We start from the raw sequence: 17,842 nt of genomic DNA, 5'->3' as shown, positions 1-17,842 counted from the left end.
TTAAGGTAAAATAATATTTACTTAAATAGGAGTAAGGTTATGACAAATAGATTAAATAATATGAATTTAGTTACAAAAACTACCATTTTATTAGCAATTGTGCTATCTTTTTTATTGGTTAGTATAAATATCTTTAGTGCTGCTTATACTAAATCTATGATTTCAGAAAAGGTTACAACACAACTACAAGAAAGAATACATCAAATAAAAGATACTTTTATAACTTATGATGATTTACTTAAAAATACAGCAGATAGTCTATTTCAAGCTTTTTCTTCACAATTTGAAAGAATTGAATTAGATGAATCTAAATTAGTTAAAGTTAATGGAGTAGATACTCCTCTTATAACTGACAATGGCATAAAATTAAACAATAATTTTGATTATGTTGATAACTATACAAGACTAAAAGGCTCAACAGCAACAGTATTTGCTAGAATGGGTGATGATTTTATAAGAGTTACAACTTCACTAAAAAGACCTGATGGAAGTAGAACTTTAGGAACTTTTTTAGGTAAAAAATCTCCAGCATATGAACCAATTATGAATGGTAAAAAATATTTTGGAAGTGCCCATTTATTTGGTAGTGATTATATGGCTGTATATAATCCTATAATAAAAGATGGAAAAGTTATTGGGATTTTATATGTGGGATACAACTATACAAAAAGTTTTGAGGATTTTAAAGCAAAATTAAAAAATATAAAAGTTGGAGAGAATGGATACTTATTTATTGTAAGTACAAAAGAGAAAAATAAAGGTGAGTTAATCCTTCATCCTACAAAAGAAAAAGAGAATATTTTTAAATTAGATACTGATAAAAATGTTCTTAAAATGTTTGATAATGAAAAAGGAAATATCGAATATAAATGGACTGACCCTAAAACAAATGAAATAAAAACAAAAATCATTCTTTTTGAAGATTATAAAGATAGAGGATGGAAAGTAGTTTTAGGAACAACAAAAGAAGACTTTTTACATGAAAGTAAAGATTTTACTATTATTCTTGCTGTTTTAAGTATTGTGTCTATTTGTGTTCTTGCATTGGTTATTTTATTTATTATAAAAAAACTTGTTGTTAAACCTTTACATAACTTACAAACAGGATTAAATGACTTCTTTGCTTTTTTAAATAATGAAAAAACTAAAACAAATCAAATTCCTGTTTTATCAAATGATGAAATAGGAGTAATGTCACAAGTTATAAATGAAAATGTAAAAAGAATTGAAGAGAATATCAATATTGATAATAAACTTATTGAAAATACAGTAGAAGTTGCAAATTCTGTAAATAAGGGTATTTTAGATAAAAAAATAACTCAAAATTCAAATAACAAAATGTTAAATGAACTAAAAGAAGTTGTAAATAATATGTTAGTTAATATTTCAAATCATATACAAAATGTTCAAACACTTTTAAATTCATATACAAATTATGACTATACTAAAAAGTTAGATGTAAAAGGTGTTGAAGCCCATATTAAAAAACTATATGATGATAGTAATTTCTTAGGTAGTTCAGCTACACAAATGTTAAAACTAAATTTAAATAATGGTCAAGAACTACAAAAAAGTGCTCAAGAACTAAATAAAATAATTTCAAATTTAAGTAATAGCTCAAATGAACAAGCAGCTTCACTTGAAGAAACAGCAGCTTCACTTGAAGAATTAACTTCAACTATGAAAAATAGCCAACAATCAATGTATCAAATGAGAGAAAACTCAAATAATCTTCTTTCAGAAGTGGCTTCTGGGCAAAAATATGCTCAAAATACTGCTGTTTCAATGGATGAAATTAATGAACAAACAAATGCAATTGCTGAAGCTATTGTAATTATTGATCAAATTGCTTTTCAAACAAATATTCTTTCATTAAATGCAGCTGTTGAAGCTGCAACAGCAGGTGAAGCTGGAAAAGGATTTGCGGTTGTTGCACAAGAAGTGAGAAACCTAGCTAGTAGAAGTGCTGAAGCTGCAAAAGAGATTAAAGAGTTAGTAGAAAATGCAACAGTTAAAGCAAATAGTGGAAAAGATATAGCAAATGAGATGATAAAAGGGTATGAAAAACTTAAAAATAATATCCAAGAAACATCAGATATTATAAATCATGTAACAACTGTTTCAAATGAGCAATTAAAAGGAATTGAACAGATAAATCATGCAGTTAATGATTTAGATAAATTAACTCAAACAAATGCAAATGTTGCAAGAAAAGCAACTGATATTTCAAATAGTACAAATAATATTGCAAATATTATTGTACAAGAGGCTAAAAAAGCAAAATTTAACCAAGATTAAAACAAGAGTTTAACTCTTGTTTTAGCTAATTATTCTTAATATTAAACATTATAAAATTAAGAAAATTTAAAAAGAGAAAAAAGTTGAAACAGTATTTAATAACTGACCCAAAGTATTACTCAAATGACACAACCCTATTTAGAAAAAATTTAACAAGAGTTTTAAAAAATCATGAAGTAAATATGGCTTGTTTTAGAGATAAACAATCAAATAATTTTGAAGAATTAGCAGAAATTTTTGTAGAAGTATGTAAAGAGTTTGATATAGAAACTATTTTAATAAACTCAAATATTGAAATTGCTTGCAAATTAAATGCTCACGGTGTTCATCTAAATTCAGAACAATTTTCTCTTATTTCAAATGCAAAAGAAAAAGATTTATATACAGTTATCTCATGCCACTCATATAGCGATATAGAAAAAGCACAAAACCTTCATGCAAATTGTGTAACTTACTCTCCTATTTTTGAAGTAATAAATAAAGGTGAACCTAAAGGAATTCAAAAACTAAAAGAGGCTGTAAGATTATATGAAGATATAGATATTATTGCTCTTGGAGGAATTACAGATGAAAAGCACTTAGAAAAAATCAAAAGTGCTCAACCTTATGCTTTTGCTTCAATTAGATATTTTTTAAATTAAATAGAAAAGAGTTCTTTTCTATTTAAACTTTTTTAATATTAAAACTATCTTCTTTTAAATAAAGTAAATATCCCTCAACCTCATCACACTTAACTATATCTTTTATAGCTTTTACATATGTACTTACTTGAGTTATATGCTCACTCATCTCTTCTTTTGTAGTTTTATAATCTAAAATATAATATCTATTTTGTTTTTCTAAAAGTAAATCAATAATCTTTATTTCACCATTATATAAAATAGCTTGTTCACTTATAAAATTGGCATCTTTAATTAAGTCTTGAAAGTGTATATTTTCAAACATTAAAAGAATTCTTTGTTTTATTAGCTTAAAATCATTTTCACTTAAATATTGTGAATATTTATAAATAGCTAAACCTAAGGCTTTTTCTAAACTCTCAGTTGTAAAATCTGCTAACATTTCTAAGCAGTAATGAGTTGCTAAACCAAAATATCTATTATATAAAGAGTTTGAATAATCTTTTTCATCATCTTCTTTTTTTATAATATTGTCTTGTTTACCCAAATCAAGTTTAGTATAAACTACTTTTTGTTGTTTTTCATAATTTTTTGATTGTTTTGAACTTTCAATTATCGAACCGATAATTAAAGGTTTTATATCTAAAATATCAAAAACTGAACTTTTTTGTTTTTTAAAGATTATTAGATTCTCTTTTGCTCTTGTTAAAGCCACATATAAAATATTTAATTCATCATCAAAACTTAAAGCTTTTTCTTTTTGTAAAGCTTTTTTATAGTTTTCATTATAATTTTCTAAATCCTTAATTTTATAATAGATATTTTTTAAATATACCTCATCATATTCAAATAATAAAGAGCTTCTATCTGGTGTTTTTCTTTTTATTCTATCAAGCAAAATTACCGTTTGAAACTCCAAACCTTTTGATTTAAATATAGTTAAAATTTGTAAACCACTTTGCTCACTATTTACCATAGAAGATTCAAGCTTATCTATATCAAAAACAAACTCTACTATATTTTCAAAATTACTGCTTTCTTCTATTAATTTAATTACATTTTCATCCATTAAATTTAAATTATTTGCAATAGTTTTTATAACCTCTTGTAAAGTATTTTTATATAAATCAACTTTTAAATCTAGTTTTGACAAAGGAGCTTTTCCTACAATTGCATTTACATTTTCTTTATATATTTCTTCATTAAAGAAAAGGTACTTTATCATATTTATAACAGCTTTTACATTTTCTTGATTTATAAGCTTTGAAGTCATTTCAGTTGAGATTTTTAAAGAAGGAAATTTTTCGCTTAAGTATGAATATAAAGCTAATACATCAGAGTTTGTATATGTTAAAATTGCAATATCATTACTATTTACACCTTTTTGTATTAAAGTTGCAATTGTAGAAGCTATTGTTTTAAATTTTTCTTCCTCATCTTCTAAAGAACTATCTTCTATTACTTCAACATATCCCTCTTTATTTACAGACAATTGGTCATAATATTCATAATTTCCTAAAGGTTTAAAAAGTGAATTTACATAATTTACTATATTTTCACAAGACCTATAGTTTGTATTTAATACTTCAACTTTGATTAAAGGATTACTTTTTGCCACATAATCAAATAGCTCTCTTTTACCACCTCTAAATCTATAAATAGATTGCTTAGTATCTCCCACATAAAAAAAAGTTTTAAATCTTTCACTATTTCCTGATAAAATCTCTTCAATAAGAGGTTTTAAAATATTATATTGTAAAAGAGAAGTATCTTGAAACTCATCTATTAAAATATGTGAATATTTAGCATCAAGCCTAAAATATAAAAACTCTTTATCTATTTTTGAACTTAAAAGTTCATATACTAAATTTGAAATATCATTAAACTCTAAATAGTTTTTACTTTTATTATAAAAAGTTTTAAACTCTTTAAACTTAGTAAATAACTCAAAAAGTTTGTTTAAAGAATATGCACTTCTTAATTTATAATATTTTGAAAGTTCTTCTTTTAAATTTAGAAAATTCTCTTGCATTAAGTCATCTGCAAATTTTTTAAAATAGCTATATTCACTAACACTTGTTTTTTCTAGCCAAGTTCTTCCAAGTAAATCTTCAAAAGTTTCAAAATCTACTGCTTTTTTTGCTGAAGCTGAAGCAATAGAGCAATTTAATACTAATTCTTTTATTTTAAAAGCATATTTTAAAATCTCTTGCTTTTGTAAAGTAATTAAAGTTGCATCTACATTAACAGTAGTTATTGTCTCATTTTTTTCAATTAATAATTTAAAAAGTTCAAATAAAGAGTTAAACTTTTTATTTTCATACCATGAAAACTCAATAAGCTTATCAAAATCTTCTAAATTTAATGATTTTAAAAAGTTATAACTTAGTTTTTCTACATCATCTTCTTTTATATCAAAATCATCACCTATTCCAATATACCCACAAAATTCCCTTAGAATTTTATTTACAAACTTATCAATTGTATATATAGATAAAGTAGCATTAGTAAATTGCTTTAATAATAGATTTTTTTTACCTAAAATCTCTTCTTTTAAAATCCCTGCTTCTAGTTGAATTGCACTTAAATATGCTTCATCATCACCTAAAGTCTGCAAAGTTTTATATATCCTTTCACTCATTTCATTTGCAGCTTTATTTGTAAAAGTTAAAGTTAAAATTTCACTAGGATTTGCACCTTTTAAAAGTAAGGTAATATATCGTACAGTTAATGCAAAAGTTTTACCACTTCCTGCACTTGCTTTTAATGCTAAATATTGTTTCATTTGTTAATAATACAAAAGAAATTATAAATTTTTCTATATTTTAACTTTAATATTAACTTATTTTATTAATATAATGATATTATTAAGTTTATTATTTTTTTGGGGAGTTGCGTATATGCAGACAAAGAATAAAATTATTTTTCTAGTTATTTTTATCACTTTTTCGATGTTTGTTTTATTAATTGTAAATTTAATTTATAATTTTAGAGACTATGGTATTAAGAATATTGATGATAAAGCACATTCTATAGCTAAAACAATTGAACACTCTTTAACCTCACAGATGGTAACTGGTGTTATCGAAAATAGAGAGCTTTTTTTAAGTCAATTAGAGGACTTACCAAATATAGATAAGATTTGGTTAAGTAGAGGTAAAGATGTAGTTGATATGTTTGGAATAGGATTTAATAATGAAATAGCCAGAGATGAAATAGATAATGAAGTTTTAAATAACGGTGAAGTAAAAAGAGTAGTAACTGAAAATATCTTTTCAAAAAGTCATTATAGAATTACAATTCCATATAAAGCTACAAGTCAAGGAAAAATTGACTGTATGAAATGTCATACAAATGCTAAAGAAGGGGATACTTTAGGGGCTATTACTATTACTATGTCAATAGATGATTCAAAAGAAGTGGGAATTACAACTGTTACACATACAGCTATAATTGCTCTTGTTTTAATGGTAATAATTATCTTCTTAATTAATTTTTTAATTTCACCATTTTTAAGTTTATTTGATGAGATTAAAAATGTAATGAACAAAGCTCAAAGTGGAGATTATTCACATAGAATTGAAAATGCCAGAGGTAAAGAGTCAAAAGATGTTGCTTCATGGATTAATGGTTTACTTGAAAAACTAGAAATAACTTTAGATGCAATTGATTCAAAAATTTCTATTTTCTTATCAGATAATTTAAGTGAAGAAAAAGACCACTTAATAAATGTAAAAAATACAGTAGATAGATTATCTGATGTTTATAGATTTAGAAAAACAATTGAATATGATGAAACTTTAGATGAAATTTATTCAAGACTTGCCCATGTATTTAGAGATAAATTAGATATTCAAAACTTTAACTTCTTTGAATCAGATACTATACATAATAAAGTAAGTGTAGTTTATGTTCAAAATAAAATGTATTGCAATATTGTAGATACAGGATGTAGAGCAGATAGAACAAATACGATAATTGATTCAACACAATTTAAAAATGTTTGTTCTTCTTGTAAAGATTGTGAAGAGACAAACTATTTTTGTATTCCATACTCAATTTCAAATGAGCTTGATTTAATTGTGTCTATTTATACTGATTCAGTTAAAGAAACACAAAGAATAAGAGAAATTATACCTTATATTCAAGATTATATAGATTCAGCAAAAACAGTAATTGTTAGCAAAAAACTGATGAATATTCTTGAATTAAATGCAAGAACAGACCCATTAACAGGACTATACAATAGAAAATATTTAGATGACTCTATTGATAAAATAACTGCACAAGCAACAAGAGCAAATATTACTTTTGGTGTACTTATGCTAGATATTGATCATTTTAAAATGGTTAATGATACATATGGACATGATGTGGGAGATAATGCTATTAAAATAGTAGCTGAAACTTTACTTGAAAACACAAGAGAATCAGATATTGTAGTAAGATTTGGAGGTGAAGAGTTTATTGTATTGTTATATAACTGCGATGAATCTTCAGTTGAAAGAATTGCACTTAAAATTAAAGAAGCCTTTACTCTTAAAAAAATTCCTGCTGGAAATACAACAATTACTAAAACTATGAGTATTGGAACATCTATGTATCCAAAAGATCATAAAAATGTAAAAGAGTGTATAAAATATGCCGATTTAGCTTTATATGAAGCTAAAGAAACAGGAAGAAATAAAGTAGTAGCCTTTACTACAAAACTTTTAGAAAAGAAGTAGAAAAATACTACTTCTTTTTTCACTATTCCCATTAAGAATCTTTTAGATATAATTTATGCCTTAAAATTATCCTAGGAAACGTTATGCAAAAGAAACATCAAAAGGTTCAAGTTCTACTTGATGCTATTCCTCACATTAAAAAATTTTATGGAAAAACAATTGTTATAAAATATGGTGGTTCTGCACAAACTTCTCCTGAATTACAAGAAAAATTCGCAGAAGATATTGTGTTATTAAAACTTGTTGGGATGAACCCTGTAATAGTTCATGGTGGGGGCGCTAGAATTTCTGAATTATTAAATAAATTGGAAATTCACTCTGAGTTTGTTGATGGACATAGAGTTACAAGTAAAGAGACTATGAGAGTAGTTGAAATGGTTTTAAGTGGTGAGATAAATAAAAATATCACTTCACTATTAAATCATCATGGAGCAAAAGCAATTGGAATTTCAGGAAAAGATTCTTCAATTATAAAAGCTACACCTAAAGATAATGGAAAATTTGGTTATACTGGTGTGATAACTGAAGTAAATGGAACAATTATAAATAACTTGATTAAAGAGGGATTTATCCCTGTTATTGCTCCAATTGCAGATAGTGCTGAACCAAATCATCCAGGATTTAATATAAATGCTGATGTGGCAGCAAGCAAAGTTGCACAAGCTTTAAAAGCACAAAAAGTTCTATTTTTAACTGATACAGTTGGAGTTTTAGATAAACAAGGAAATCTTCTAAACTCTTTAGATCAAAATGATGTTGAAAACTATAAAGCAGATGGGACAATTGCAGGAGGAATGATACCTAAAGTTGATTCTTGCATTGATGCTATTTATAATGGAGTTAATAAAGCTCATATTATTGATGGTAGAGTTGAACACTCAATTTTATTAGAACTTTTTACAAGTGATGGAATAGGTACACAATTTATAAGAAAAGATGGCAATAATAACGGTATAGATATAGAAAAATTATTAAATGAAAAATAAAGAAGGGATATTATGAATTTTATTGAAACAAGAGGAAATGACGGAATTCATCCAAAAGAAGTAACTTTTAGTGAAGCAATTTTAAATCCAAGTGCTTCATTTGGTGGATTATATGTACCAAAACAGTTACCAAAATTAGAAGAAAACTTCATTTTAAATCATATCAATAAAAGCTATAAAGAGCTTGCTTATGATATTTTAAAAGCATTTGAAATTGATATTGAAGAAGAAGAGATAAATAAAGCCTTAGCTTTATATGATAACTTTGATGATAAAAATAATCCTTGTCCAGTGGTAAAAGTAAAAGAGGATTTATTTGTACATGAACAATATCATGGACCAACAAGAGCTTTTAAAGATATGGCTTTACAACCTTTTGGTTCAATTCTTTCTTCAATTGCTAAAAAAAGAGATGAAAAATATCTTATTTTAGCAGCAACATCAGGAGATACAGGACCTGCTGCTCTTAATACTTTTAAAAATAAAGAAAATATTAAAATCGCTTGTTTATATCCAGATGGAGGAACATCTGATGTTCAAAGATTACAAATGGTTTGTGAAGATGGAGAAAATCAAAAAATCATTGGAATAAAAGGTAATTTTGATGATGCTCAAACTGCATTAAAAAACCTTTTAGCCTCAAAATCTTTTAAACAAGAATTAGAAAATGATGGGATTAAATTAAGTGCTGCAAACTCTGTAAATTTTGGAAGAATTATTTTCCAAATTATTTATCATTTCCATTCATATATTGAATTATTAAAACAAGATGAAATTAAATTTGGTGAAAAAATTTATTTAGTAGTACCAAGTGGTAACTTTGGAAATGTACTTGGAGGATATTATGCTAAAAAAATGGGGTTACCAATTGAAAAACTTTTAGTAGCTTCAAATGAAAATAATATTTTAACTCAATGGTTAAATACAGGGGTATATGATATAAGAGATAAAAAATTAATTCTTACTAAATCACCCGCTATGGATATTTTAAAATCTTCAAATATTGAAAGAGTTATTTTTGACTTATTTGGAGCAAAAAGAACAAAAGAGATTTTTGATTCTTTAAATAATGAAAATATCTTTACATTATCAAATGAAGAGACAAAACTTTTACAAGAAGAGTTTAGTGCTATTTATTCAGATGATGCTTTTGGAGCTAAAAAAATAAAAGAATTTTTAGATCAAGGGTATTTAATGGACCCACATACAGCTACTTGTTTAAAAGCTTATGAAAATTTAAAACAAAAAAATTTAAAAACAGTTATTTACTCAACTGCTGAATGGACAAAGTTTTCACCAACAGTTTTAAATGCTTTAAATGAAAATAATATTAAATATTCTGACAAAGAAGCTTTAGAAGAAATTTCTTCTAGATACAATGCTAAATTACCTGAAAGTATTAAAGAATTATTTTCTGCAAAAATAATCCATAATTTGGTTATTAATAAAGAAGATATAGAAAAAGAAATTGTAAATTTCATTAGAGAGAAATAGTCTCTCTAGTGAGCATTTCTATACATTAATAACTTACTCTTATATATCCACTGTGTATTTTCCTCACAAAATAGCTTTAAAATAGCTCAATTTGACCTACGTCATAACACTTTAAGAAAATTATTAATATAATATATGAATTTTATTTTAAAATAAGGAAGATAAATGTCTAACGATACAAATAGACGAGATTTTCTTGGTTATACGTTTGCTGCAGTTGCTGCAGTTGGTGGTGCCGCTTCTTTAGTTGGGATGAAGAAGGTATGGGATCCACTACCAAGCGTACTAGCAGGTGGTTTTACTAAGGTTGATCTTAGTGGAATTAAAGCTGGTGAACCAAGTACAATCATGTGGAGAGGGAAACCGATTTTTGTGCTTAAAAAAACTGCTGAAATGGAAAATTCTGATAGAGATTTAGTAATTGGAAATGATAGATTTACAATTGCTATAGGTCTATGTACTCACCTAGGATGTATTCCTGCATGGAAAAAATCTATGTGGAAATGCGCATGTCACGGGGGAGAATTTGATGCAAGTGGTAAGCAAGTATTTGGACCTCCTCCAAGACCTCTTGATTTACCTCCATTTAGTGTTTCTGGGAATACTCTTACTTTAGGTGAAGAAGGTCCAGAATACAAAAAAATCGCTTCTGCGATGAAGGCATAAGGAGTTAAGTAATGGCAAAATTTACTAAAGCAAACTCTGTTGGTGAGTGGTTAGATCAAAGATTAAACACTACAGCACTAAACAAAGTTTTAATGACTGAGTATTGGATTCCAAAAGATATTAACTTCTTATGGGCAATGGGTGTATTACTAGCTACTACTTTTGGTATATTAGTAATTTCTGGTCTATTTTTAATGATGTATTACAAGCCTGATGTAAATCTAGCTTTTGATTCAGTTAATTACACAATTATGCAAGAAGTTGCATATGGTTGGTTATTTAGACATATGCATGGTGTTGCAGCTTCTGTTGTATTCTTAATTATTTATATTCACATGTTTACAGGAATTTATTATGGTTCTTATAAACAAGGTAGAGAGATGATTTGGATTTCAGGTATGTTATTATTTATGACATTCTCTGCTGCTGGATTCTCTGGATATATGTTACCATGGGGACAAATGTCTTACTGGGCTGCAATGGTTATTACAAACCTATTTGGTGGTGTTCCTATTATTGGAGATGCTCTTGTTGTATGGATTAGAGGTGACTTTAACGTTGCTGATGCTACATTAACAAGATTCTTTATGTTACACGTATTCTTATTACCTATTGTTATTATGGGTCTAATTGGATTACACTTCTATACATTAAGAATTCCTCACGTTAATAACCAATCTTCTGAAGATATTGATTTTGATGCTGAAGCTGAAAAATATTTAAGTGGAAATAAAAAAGAGTCTAAAGTTATTCCTTTCTGGCCAATTTTTATCTCTAAAGATTTAGCTGTATTAGGAATTTTCTTAATTTTCTATTTCTATTTAGTATTCTTCCATTATAACTTTGCTATGGACCCAGTAAACTTTGATCCAGCAGATAATATGGTTACTCCTGCACATATTTACCCAGAGTGGTATTTCTTATGGTCATATGAAGTATTAAGAGGTTTCTTCTTTGATGTTGGTCCTATTAAAGCATTTGATATTGGATTAGCTGCATTTGGTTTTGCAAATGCTATTTTCTTATTATTACCATTTTTAGATAGAGATCCTGCTGTTTTACCAGCTTATAAAAGACCTGGATTTAATGTATGGTTCTGGATTTTAATGGTTGATTTAATAGTATTAACTGTTTATGGTAAATTACCTCCAACAGGTATCAATGCATGGGTTGGATTTGTTTCAGCTATGTTATTTATTATCTTATTCTTAGTATTACCAATTATCACAAAAGCAGATGCTAAAAAGAGAGGTGCATAATGAGAGAATTAAAAATATTAGCAGTAGTAGTAGTTTTTACACTTATTACTTACTGGGGAGTTGAACCATTCGCTCACTCACAAATGCACCCACATGTTGAAGCTGCTGACTATCAATTTAAAGATGTTGATGGATTAGGAGGACTAAAAGGTGATGCTGCAAATGGTGCATCTTTAGTTCAAGCAAACTGTACTGCTTGTCACTCGATTAATAAAGAGGGATTCCCTCCTGTTATGGATGATGCAACTGCAGCTGCTAGCTATGGAGTTGTTCCACCAGATTTAAGTTCTTCTGGGAAATTATATAATGCTGAATATTTAGCTGCATTTATTAAAAATCCTGCAAAAGCTTCAAAAGTTGAGCATAAATTTGTTGATGGTAGAGTTCATCCAATGCCAAGTTATGATTGGATGCAACCACAAGAGATTGCAGATATGGTAGCATATTTACAATCAATTGCACCAGAAAAAATGACAAACAAAGAAGTATTTACTGATGCTTGTCAAAGATGTCATGGTATTAAATATGGAGATATGAAAGGTGGTTCTATGGCTGCTAAAACTCCAAATGAACATATCAAAGCATATATGGGTAAATTACCTCCTGATTTATCTCAATATATCAGAAGTAGAGGTGAGTCTTACTTACATACTTTTGTAAATGACCCACAAAAACACTTAGAAGGTACAGCTATGCCAAGAGTTGGTTTAACTCAAGAAGCTGAACAACAAGTTGTGGCATATATGCAAGAAGTTGGTGATTCTAAAAAAGCTGAAAGAGAAGCTTTAGGTCCTAAATTCTTAATTTACTTAGTAATTTTTGCTATCTTTGCATGGTTATGGAAAGCAAGCAAATGGAGAGATGTTCACTAAGAACCTCTTTCTTAAAAATCTAAAAGGAGATTAGGCTTTCTAATCTCCTTTTTTTATTATTGCTACTTTTTTACTAAAAATTATTTTATTTTTTTAATTATTAAATCTTTTTATAAAACTTAAGTACAGTTTAACGCATTAAATAGTAACATTTTTGTAACAAAAAATAAAGGGACAAATATGAAGTTAGGAAAAATCGTATTAGCATGTACATTAGCTCTTGGTGTGGCTAATGCTCAAGATGTTATGCAAAAATCTATGTCTATCATGGAGCAAGGTATGACTCAAATTCAACAAGGATTTTTAAATAATAATGTTGAATTAATTAGAAGTGGAGTTAAACTTGTAAAAGATGGGAATAAATTATTTTCTGAAGAAAAAGTAATCGCTCAATATTTACCAAAAGATAAAAAACATATGGTAAATGTTGCTTCAAATGCTGCAAAAAGAATTAACTTAGATATTAATATATTAGAATTAAATCTAGATGATAAAGCATATTTAAATGCTGCAAATGCATACTCTGATATTTTAAATGCATGTTCTAGATGCCACTCTATTGTAAGAAGCTGGTAAGAACAATTAAAAGATAAACTTTAAAAGTTTATCTTTTAAATTATAATTTTTGAAGCAACTGCACTAATTGCAGTTTGAGATTTTAAAATTAATGGTGTTTTAAAACCTACTATTTTTTCTTGATTAAAACTTTGAATTTCAGCTTTTGAAAAACCACCTTCACAACCAATAATTATAGTATTTATCTCTTCTTTTACACTATCAACTGTTTTTAAAGAGAAATTTAACATATATGCTTCTGGATTTTTTAGGATAAACTCTTTTAAGCTTTTTTCACTTTCAAGTTTTATAATAGAACTTCTTCCACATTGTTGAGAAGAGTTTATTAAAATTTTCTCTAATTTTTCAAAATTTAATTTAAAATTCTTTTGAGAATAATCACTAGGGAAAAAAGTGATTTTATCAACTCCTAATTCATTTAAATAAGGCAACTCTTTTTCTACAGTTTTTGGATCAACAATGCACCAACCAAGATGAAGTTTTTTTTCAACTTCTACTTCTTTTTCTTCAGAAGAGAAAAGTTCCAATGTTGCACTTTTTTTATCAATTGAGATAATTTTATAATTATATAAAAAACTATTTTTTAGATTTCTAAAAGATAAAAAATCCCCTACTTTTTGCCTTCTAGCTTTTATTAAATGTTTATAATTATCATTGTCTAAAATAAGTTGAACTATTCCAGCATTTTCATCATATGTGTATTGCATTAAAATACCTTAGAAATAATATATACAAAAACTAAAACACTAACTTCAATTGTATAAATCTTTTTTGCATAAGGAATAAATTCTTCTTGAAGTTTAAGTTCATTACTTTTTATAATTCTCATCTTCTTATATCTTTTTATCTCAATTACTAATAAAAATATTGAAGCAGCTATCATTAAAACAACTGTTAAACTAAAGTTTTTTGCATATGCTGAAACTATTGCTCCTGTGTACATAATAATTGCATTTGATAGATGATACATAGGAGTCATAAATTTTAGTCTTTTAGCTAATTTTATAAAATCTTTTTGTGTAACTACACTGTAAAAATTAAATAAAATAATTGCTAAAAAGATATATATAGCATAGATATGAGTTGTTACTGCTTCTTGCATAATTTCCATTGTTTATCTCTCTTTTAAAAAATTTTGGTATTATAGCAAACTTGTCATAAGGTATTAGTAAAGGAGTTATATGGCTTTAAGTGTAAATGATACATTAGAAATTATCTATAATTTGGAAAAAAACTTAGGTTTTGAAATAATTCCTATTGAAAAAAGTATCAATAGAATTTGCGCCCAAGAGATATTTTCTACTTATGCACTACCAAAATTTAATAATTCTGCAATGGATGGATATGCTATTAGATATGAAGATTATAATAAACCATTGGAAGTAGTTGATACAGTTTTTGCAGGAGATAATAAAGATATACAGTTAGATACTGCCACTTGTGTAAAAATAATGACTGGTGCAAAAGTTCCATATAATGCCACAGCTATAATACCAAAAGAAGAGACAATTATAAATAACAATAAAATAGAAATTACAAAAAATGTAAATGAGTTTCAACATATTAGATTTATTGGTGAAGATATAAAATTAGGTGAATTATTAATAAAAAAAGGACAAAAAATAAATTTTGCCAAAATCACCCTACTTTCATCTCAAGGAATTTCACATATAAAAGTTTATAAAAAACCTAAAGTTGCAGTTTTTGCTTCAGGAGAAGAGTTAAAACTTCATTATGAAAAAATAGAAGATTATCAAATTTATAATTCAAATACTCCAACTTTTATAGCAAGGGCAAAAGAGCTTGGATGTGAAGTTACTTTTATGGGACAAGCAAAAGATAGTATTGAAGCAATTAAAGAATTAATACAAAACTCTTTGGATGCTGATTTAATTATTACTTCTGGTGGAGTAAGTGTTGGAGATGCTGATTTTACAAAAGAGGCTTTTAATACTTTAGGGTTTAAAGCTATTTTTGATGGAATTAAAATAAAACCAGGAAAACCAACAGTTTTTGGAAAAATAGAAGATACATATATTTTAAATCTTCCAGGTAATCCTTTAGCTTCAACTTTAGTTTTTGAACTATTTGGAAGATTGATTATACAAAAACTTCTTGGTTCTTCACAAATTTATCATAATTTTATCTATGCAAAAATGGCTGAAAACTTTAATAATAAAAAAGGAAGAATTACTATTATTCCAGGTTTTTTTGATGGAGAATATTTTACTCCTTCTCAAAAAAGAACTCCTGGTATGGTTTCAACACTAGCTACTGCAAACTCTATAATTGTTTTAGATGAAAATGTAGAAAAAATCAAAAAAGATGAAAAAATTAAAATCTTACCAATAGATTGGAAATTCTTTACAGAAGAGAAAAAGGATTTTTTAACAAAATGAAAAAAGCTGTATGTATATTAAGTGGAGGGATGGACTCTACTTTAAGTAGTTATATTGCAAAAAATGAAGGTTATGAAATTATTGCTGTTCATTTCAATTATGGACAAAGAACAGAAACTAGAGAACTAAAAGCCTTTAGAGATATTTGTGAAGATTTACAAATTAAAGAAAAATACGAAATTGATATTCCATTTTTTACTCAAATTGGAGCAAGTGCATTAACTGATAAATCAATTGAAGTTCCAATAGGTGGAATTGAAGCTGGTGTTCCTGTTACTTATGTTCCTTTTAGAAATGGGATTTTCTTATCAATTGCAGCAGCAATTGCTGAAAAAGAAAATACTGAAGCTATTTATATTGGTGTTGTTGAAGAGGATAGCTCTGGTTATCCTGATTGTACAGAAGAGTTTATAAGTTCAATTACAAATAGTATAAATACAGGAACAAAAGAGACAACAAAAATACAAATAAAAACTCCACTTGTTCATTTAATGAAAAATGAAATTGTATTAAAAGCTATTGAACTTAATGTGCCACTACATTTAACTTGGTCTTGTTACAAAGAAGAAGAGGAAGCTTGTGGGGTTTGTGATAGTTGTAGATTAAGATTAAATGGATTTAAAAAAGCAAATTGTGAAGATAAAATTCCTTATAAGGTTTTATAATGCATTGGAAAATATCAAAAGAGTTTGAATTTTGCTATGGGCATAGGGTTTGGTCACAGACTTTAAATACTGACTTTTCTTTAGATGGATGTTTAAAGTGTAGACATTTGCACGGTCATCAAGGTAAAATTTTAGTATATTTGGAAGCTTCAAAATTGCAAGATGGGATGGTTACAGATTTTAAACATCTAAATTGGTTTAAAGCTTTTATAGATGATGTATTAGACCATAAATTTATTTTAGATATAAATGATCCACTTTTTCAAACACTTTTACCAAAAGTAAAAAAAGAAGAACTTATAAACTTTGAGCAAGGGTATTATTTAGTTGATTTAACAAAATTTTCAAATGATGAACATTATATAAAAGAGTTATATGAAGGCTATGTATTAGTTGATTTTGTTCCTACTAGTGAAAATCTTTCAGCTTGGTTTTTAAAAATAGTTCAAGAAAAAATGAATCATCTAGGGATAAAAGTATCCCATGTGGAGTTTTTAGAAACGCCAAAAAGTAAGAGCACTTTTTATGCTTGAAGTAAATGAAATCTTTGGGCCAACAATACAAGGAGAAGGGAAAAGAGTTGGTTCCCCTTCTGTTTTTATAAGATTTGGTAAATGTAATTTTAGATGTGAAGGTTTTGCTGTTGAATATGAAACTCCAAGTGGTGTAAAAAAGTGTTCATGCGATTCATATTATGCTGTTGATCCTGCATTTAAAGACCAATGGCATACTTTTTCTTCTGCAAAAGAACTAATATTAAAAGTAAATACTTTTCTTCCTTCATACAAATGTGATATTGTAATAACAGGTGGAGAGCCTTTATTATATTGGAAAAATGAAGAGTTTCAAAAAGTTTTAAAATATTATATTGAAAATGAATATACAGTTACACTTGAAACTAATGCTTCTTTAAATATGCAAATTACACAAGAGTATCAAAAAAAGATTCTTTTTTCTATGAGTGTAAAATTAAGTAACTCTTTAGAACCTCTAAAAAAAAGAGTTAATATAAAAACTTTAACACAAATTATTAATAACTGTGAAGATAAATATTTAAAATTTGTAATAAATAAAGATTTTTTAGTAAAAGCAAAAGAGGAAATAGATGAAATTTTAAAGCAAATTCCAAAAGTAGAAGTTTATCTTATGCCTATGGGAGATACTGCTTTACAAATGAATGAAAATAGTGAAGCAGTAATAAATCTTGCACTTGAAAGTGGCTTTAAATATTGTGATAGATTACATATAAGAGTTTGGGATAATAAAAGAGGTGTTTAACT

At 27.0% G+C, this 17,842-nt stretch carries 16 protein-coding genes; 13 read left to right on the top strand and 3 right to left on the bottom strand.

The window, feature by feature from the left end; translation table 11 throughout:
- Positions 1-39: 39 nt before the first annotated feature.
- Entirely contained in the window at positions 40-2,298 is a 2,259-nt protein-coding gene (locus tag AMYT_RS01900) for a methyl-accepting chemotaxis protein (protein WP_114840877.1), read from the top strand.
- A gap of 83 nt (positions 2,299-2,381) precedes the next feature.
- Positions 2,382-2,939, top strand: coding sequence for a thiamine phosphate synthase (locus AMYT_RS01895; protein WP_114840876.1), 558 nt, complete (start codon positions 2,382-2,384; stop codon positions 2,937-2,939).
- Between the two features lie 22 nt (positions 2,940-2,961).
- Here AMYT_RS01895 and AMYT_RS01890 read toward each other — a convergent pair whose 3' ends face one another.
- A complete protein-coding gene (locus AMYT_RS01890) occupies positions 2,962-5,703 on the bottom strand; it encodes a RecB-like helicase (RefSeq protein WP_114840875.1) in 2,742 nt (913 codons plus the stop codon).
- A 115-nt stretch (positions 5,704-5,818) separates the two neighbouring features.
- Between AMYT_RS01890 and AMYT_RS01885 the strand changes: the two genes are divergently transcribed.
- The 7 genes from AMYT_RS01885 (at position 5,819) to AMYT_RS01855 (ending at position 13,498) form a co-directional block, all read left to right on the top strand.
- Positions 5,819-7,645: a GGDEF domain-containing protein gene (locus AMYT_RS01885; protein WP_162919454.1), complete on the top strand. Its 1,827-nt coding sequence runs from the start codon at positions 5,819-5,821 to the stop codon at positions 7,643-7,645.
- An 83-nt stretch (positions 7,646-7,728) separates the two neighbouring features.
- The gene (argB, locus tag AMYT_RS01880) at positions 7,729-8,631 is read left to right on the top strand and encodes an acetylglutamate kinase (protein WP_114840873.1); all 903 of its coding nucleotides are present in this window, start codon (positions 7,729-7,731) and stop codon (positions 8,629-8,631) included.
- A gap of 12 nt (positions 8,632-8,643) precedes the next feature.
- The gene (thrC, locus tag AMYT_RS01875) at positions 8,644-10,125 is read left to right on the top strand and encodes a threonine synthase (RefSeq protein WP_114840872.1); all 1,482 of its coding nucleotides are present in this window, start codon (positions 8,644-8,646) and stop codon (positions 10,123-10,125) included.
- Between the two features lie 165 nt (positions 10,126-10,290).
- Positions 10,291-10,791 (top strand): Rieske 2Fe-2S domain-containing protein, encoded by a 501-nt coding sequence (locus AMYT_RS01870; protein ID WP_114840871.1) that lies wholly within the window; start codon positions 10,291-10,293, stop codon positions 10,789-10,791.
- 11 nt (positions 10,792-10,802) lie between these two features.
- Entirely contained in the window at positions 10,803-12,050 is a 1,248-nt protein-coding gene (locus AMYT_RS01865; RefSeq protein ID WP_114840870.1) for a cytochrome b, read from the top strand.
- Positions 12,050-12,922: a c-type cytochrome gene (locus tag AMYT_RS01860; protein ID WP_114840869.1), complete on the top strand. Its 873-nt coding sequence runs from the start codon at positions 12,050-12,052 to the stop codon at positions 12,920-12,922. Before AMYT_RS01865 ends, AMYT_RS01860 begins: the two co-directional genes overlap by 1 nt.
- Before the next feature lie 180 nt (positions 12,923-13,102).
- Positions 13,103-13,498 carry a hypothetical protein gene (locus AMYT_RS01855; protein WP_114840868.1) on the top strand — a complete coding sequence of 132 codons (396 nt, stop codon included), beginning with the start codon at positions 13,103-13,105 and terminating at the stop codon, positions 13,496-13,498.
- A gap of 35 nt (positions 13,499-13,533) precedes the next feature.
- Here the strand turns inward: AMYT_RS01855 and AMYT_RS01850 are convergent, their stop codons facing one another.
- The gene (locus AMYT_RS01850) at positions 13,534-14,205 is read right to left on the bottom strand and encodes a 16S rRNA (uracil(1498)-N(3))-methyltransferase (RefSeq protein ID WP_114840867.1); all 672 of its coding nucleotides are present in this window, start codon (positions 14,203-14,205) and stop codon (positions 13,534-13,536) included.
- Positions 14,205-14,609 carry a hypothetical protein gene (locus tag AMYT_RS01845; RefSeq protein ID WP_114840866.1) on the bottom strand — a complete coding sequence of 135 codons (405 nt, stop codon included), beginning with the start codon at positions 14,607-14,609 and terminating at the stop codon, positions 14,205-14,207. The genes AMYT_RS01850 and AMYT_RS01845 overlap by 1 nt, the downstream gene beginning before the upstream one ends.
- 70 nt (positions 14,610-14,679) lie before the next feature.
- Here AMYT_RS01845 and AMYT_RS01840 point away from each other — a divergent pair, with 70 nt between their 5' ends.
- Genes AMYT_RS01840 through AMYT_RS01825 form a run of 4 tightly spaced genes read left to right on the top strand, consistent with a single transcriptional unit; the run spans position 14,680 to position 17,840 of the window.
- Complete coding sequence (locus AMYT_RS01840) at positions 14,680-15,897, top strand: molybdopterin molybdotransferase MoeA (RefSeq protein ID WP_114840865.1); 1,218 nt, start codon at positions 14,680-14,682, stop codon at positions 15,895-15,897.
- Positions 15,894-16,562 (top strand): 7-cyano-7-deazaguanine synthase QueC, encoded by a 669-nt coding sequence (queC, locus tag AMYT_RS01835; RefSeq protein WP_114840864.1) that lies wholly within the window; start codon positions 15,894-15,896, stop codon positions 16,560-16,562. Before AMYT_RS01840 ends, queC begins: the two co-directional genes overlap by 4 nt.
- Positions 16,562-17,095 (top strand): 6-carboxytetrahydropterin synthase, encoded by a 534-nt coding sequence (locus tag AMYT_RS01830; RefSeq protein WP_114840863.1) that lies wholly within the window; start codon positions 16,562-16,564, stop codon positions 17,093-17,095. Before queC ends, AMYT_RS01830 begins: the two co-directional genes overlap by 1 nt.
- Positions 17,088-17,840: a 7-carboxy-7-deazaguanine synthase QueE gene (locus tag AMYT_RS01825; RefSeq protein WP_114840862.1), complete on the top strand. Its 753-nt coding sequence runs from the start codon at positions 17,088-17,090 to the stop codon at positions 17,838-17,840. The genes AMYT_RS01830 and AMYT_RS01825 overlap by 8 nt, the downstream gene beginning before the upstream one ends.
- Positions 17,841-17,842 lie beyond the last annotated feature (2 nt).

Origin of the sequence: Malaciobacter mytili LMG 24559 (assembly GCF_003346775.1) — a bacterium.
GTDB lineage: Bacteria > Campylobacterota > Campylobacteria > Campylobacterales > Arcobacteraceae > Malaciobacter > Malaciobacter mytili.
Note: the sequence above shows the minus strand (reverse complement) of the source record. Positions and strands in the feature narration are given on the sequence as shown.

Excerpts from the sequence above, each read along its gene's own strand:
- AMYT_RS01900 (WP_114840877.1), top strand. The coding sequence starts at position 40 with ATGACAAATAGATTAAATAATATGAATTTAGTTACAAAAACTACCATT.
- AMYT_RS01890 (WP_114840875.1), bottom strand. The coding sequence starts at position 5,703 with ATGAAACAATATTTAGCATTAAAAGCAAGTGCAGGAAGTGGTAAAACT.
- AMYT_RS01885 (WP_162919454.1), top strand. The coding sequence starts at position 5,819 with ATGCAGACAAAGAATAAAATTATTTTTCTAGTTATTTTTATCACTTTT.
- argB (WP_114840873.1), top strand. The coding sequence starts at position 7,729 with ATGCAAAAGAAACATCAAAAGGTTCAAGTTCTACTTGATGCTATTCCT.
- thrC (WP_114840872.1), top strand. The coding sequence starts at position 8,644 with ATGAATTTTATTGAAACAAGAGGAAATGACGGAATTCATCCAAAAGAA.
- AMYT_RS01870 (WP_114840871.1), top strand. The coding sequence starts at position 10,291 with ATGTCTAACGATACAAATAGACGAGATTTTCTTGGTTATACGTTTGCT.
- AMYT_RS01865 (WP_114840870.1), top strand. The coding sequence starts at position 10,803 with ATGGCAAAATTTACTAAAGCAAACTCTGTTGGTGAGTGGTTAGATCAA.
- AMYT_RS01860 (WP_114840869.1), top strand. The coding sequence starts at position 12,050 with ATGAGAGAATTAAAAATATTAGCAGTAGTAGTAGTTTTTACACTTATT.
- AMYT_RS01855 (WP_114840868.1), top strand. The coding sequence starts at position 13,103 with ATGAAGTTAGGAAAAATCGTATTAGCATGTACATTAGCTCTTGGTGTG.
- AMYT_RS01850 (WP_114840867.1), bottom strand. The coding sequence starts at position 14,205 with ATGCAATACACATATGATGAAAATGCTGGAATAGTTCAACTTATTTTA.
- AMYT_RS01845 (WP_114840866.1), bottom strand. The coding sequence starts at position 14,609 with ATGGAAATTATGCAAGAAGCAGTAACAACTCATATCTATGCTATATAT.
- AMYT_RS01840 (WP_114840865.1), top strand. The coding sequence starts at position 14,680 with ATGGCTTTAAGTGTAAATGATACATTAGAAATTATCTATAATTTGGAA.
- queC (WP_114840864.1), top strand. The coding sequence starts at position 15,894 with ATGAAAAAAGCTGTATGTATATTAAGTGGAGGGATGGACTCTACTTTA.
- AMYT_RS01830 (WP_114840863.1), top strand. The coding sequence starts at position 16,562 with ATGCATTGGAAAATATCAAAAGAGTTTGAATTTTGCTATGGGCATAGG.
- AMYT_RS01825 (WP_114840862.1), top strand. The coding sequence starts at position 17,088 with ATGCTTGAAGTAAATGAAATCTTTGGGCCAACAATACAAGGAGAAGGG.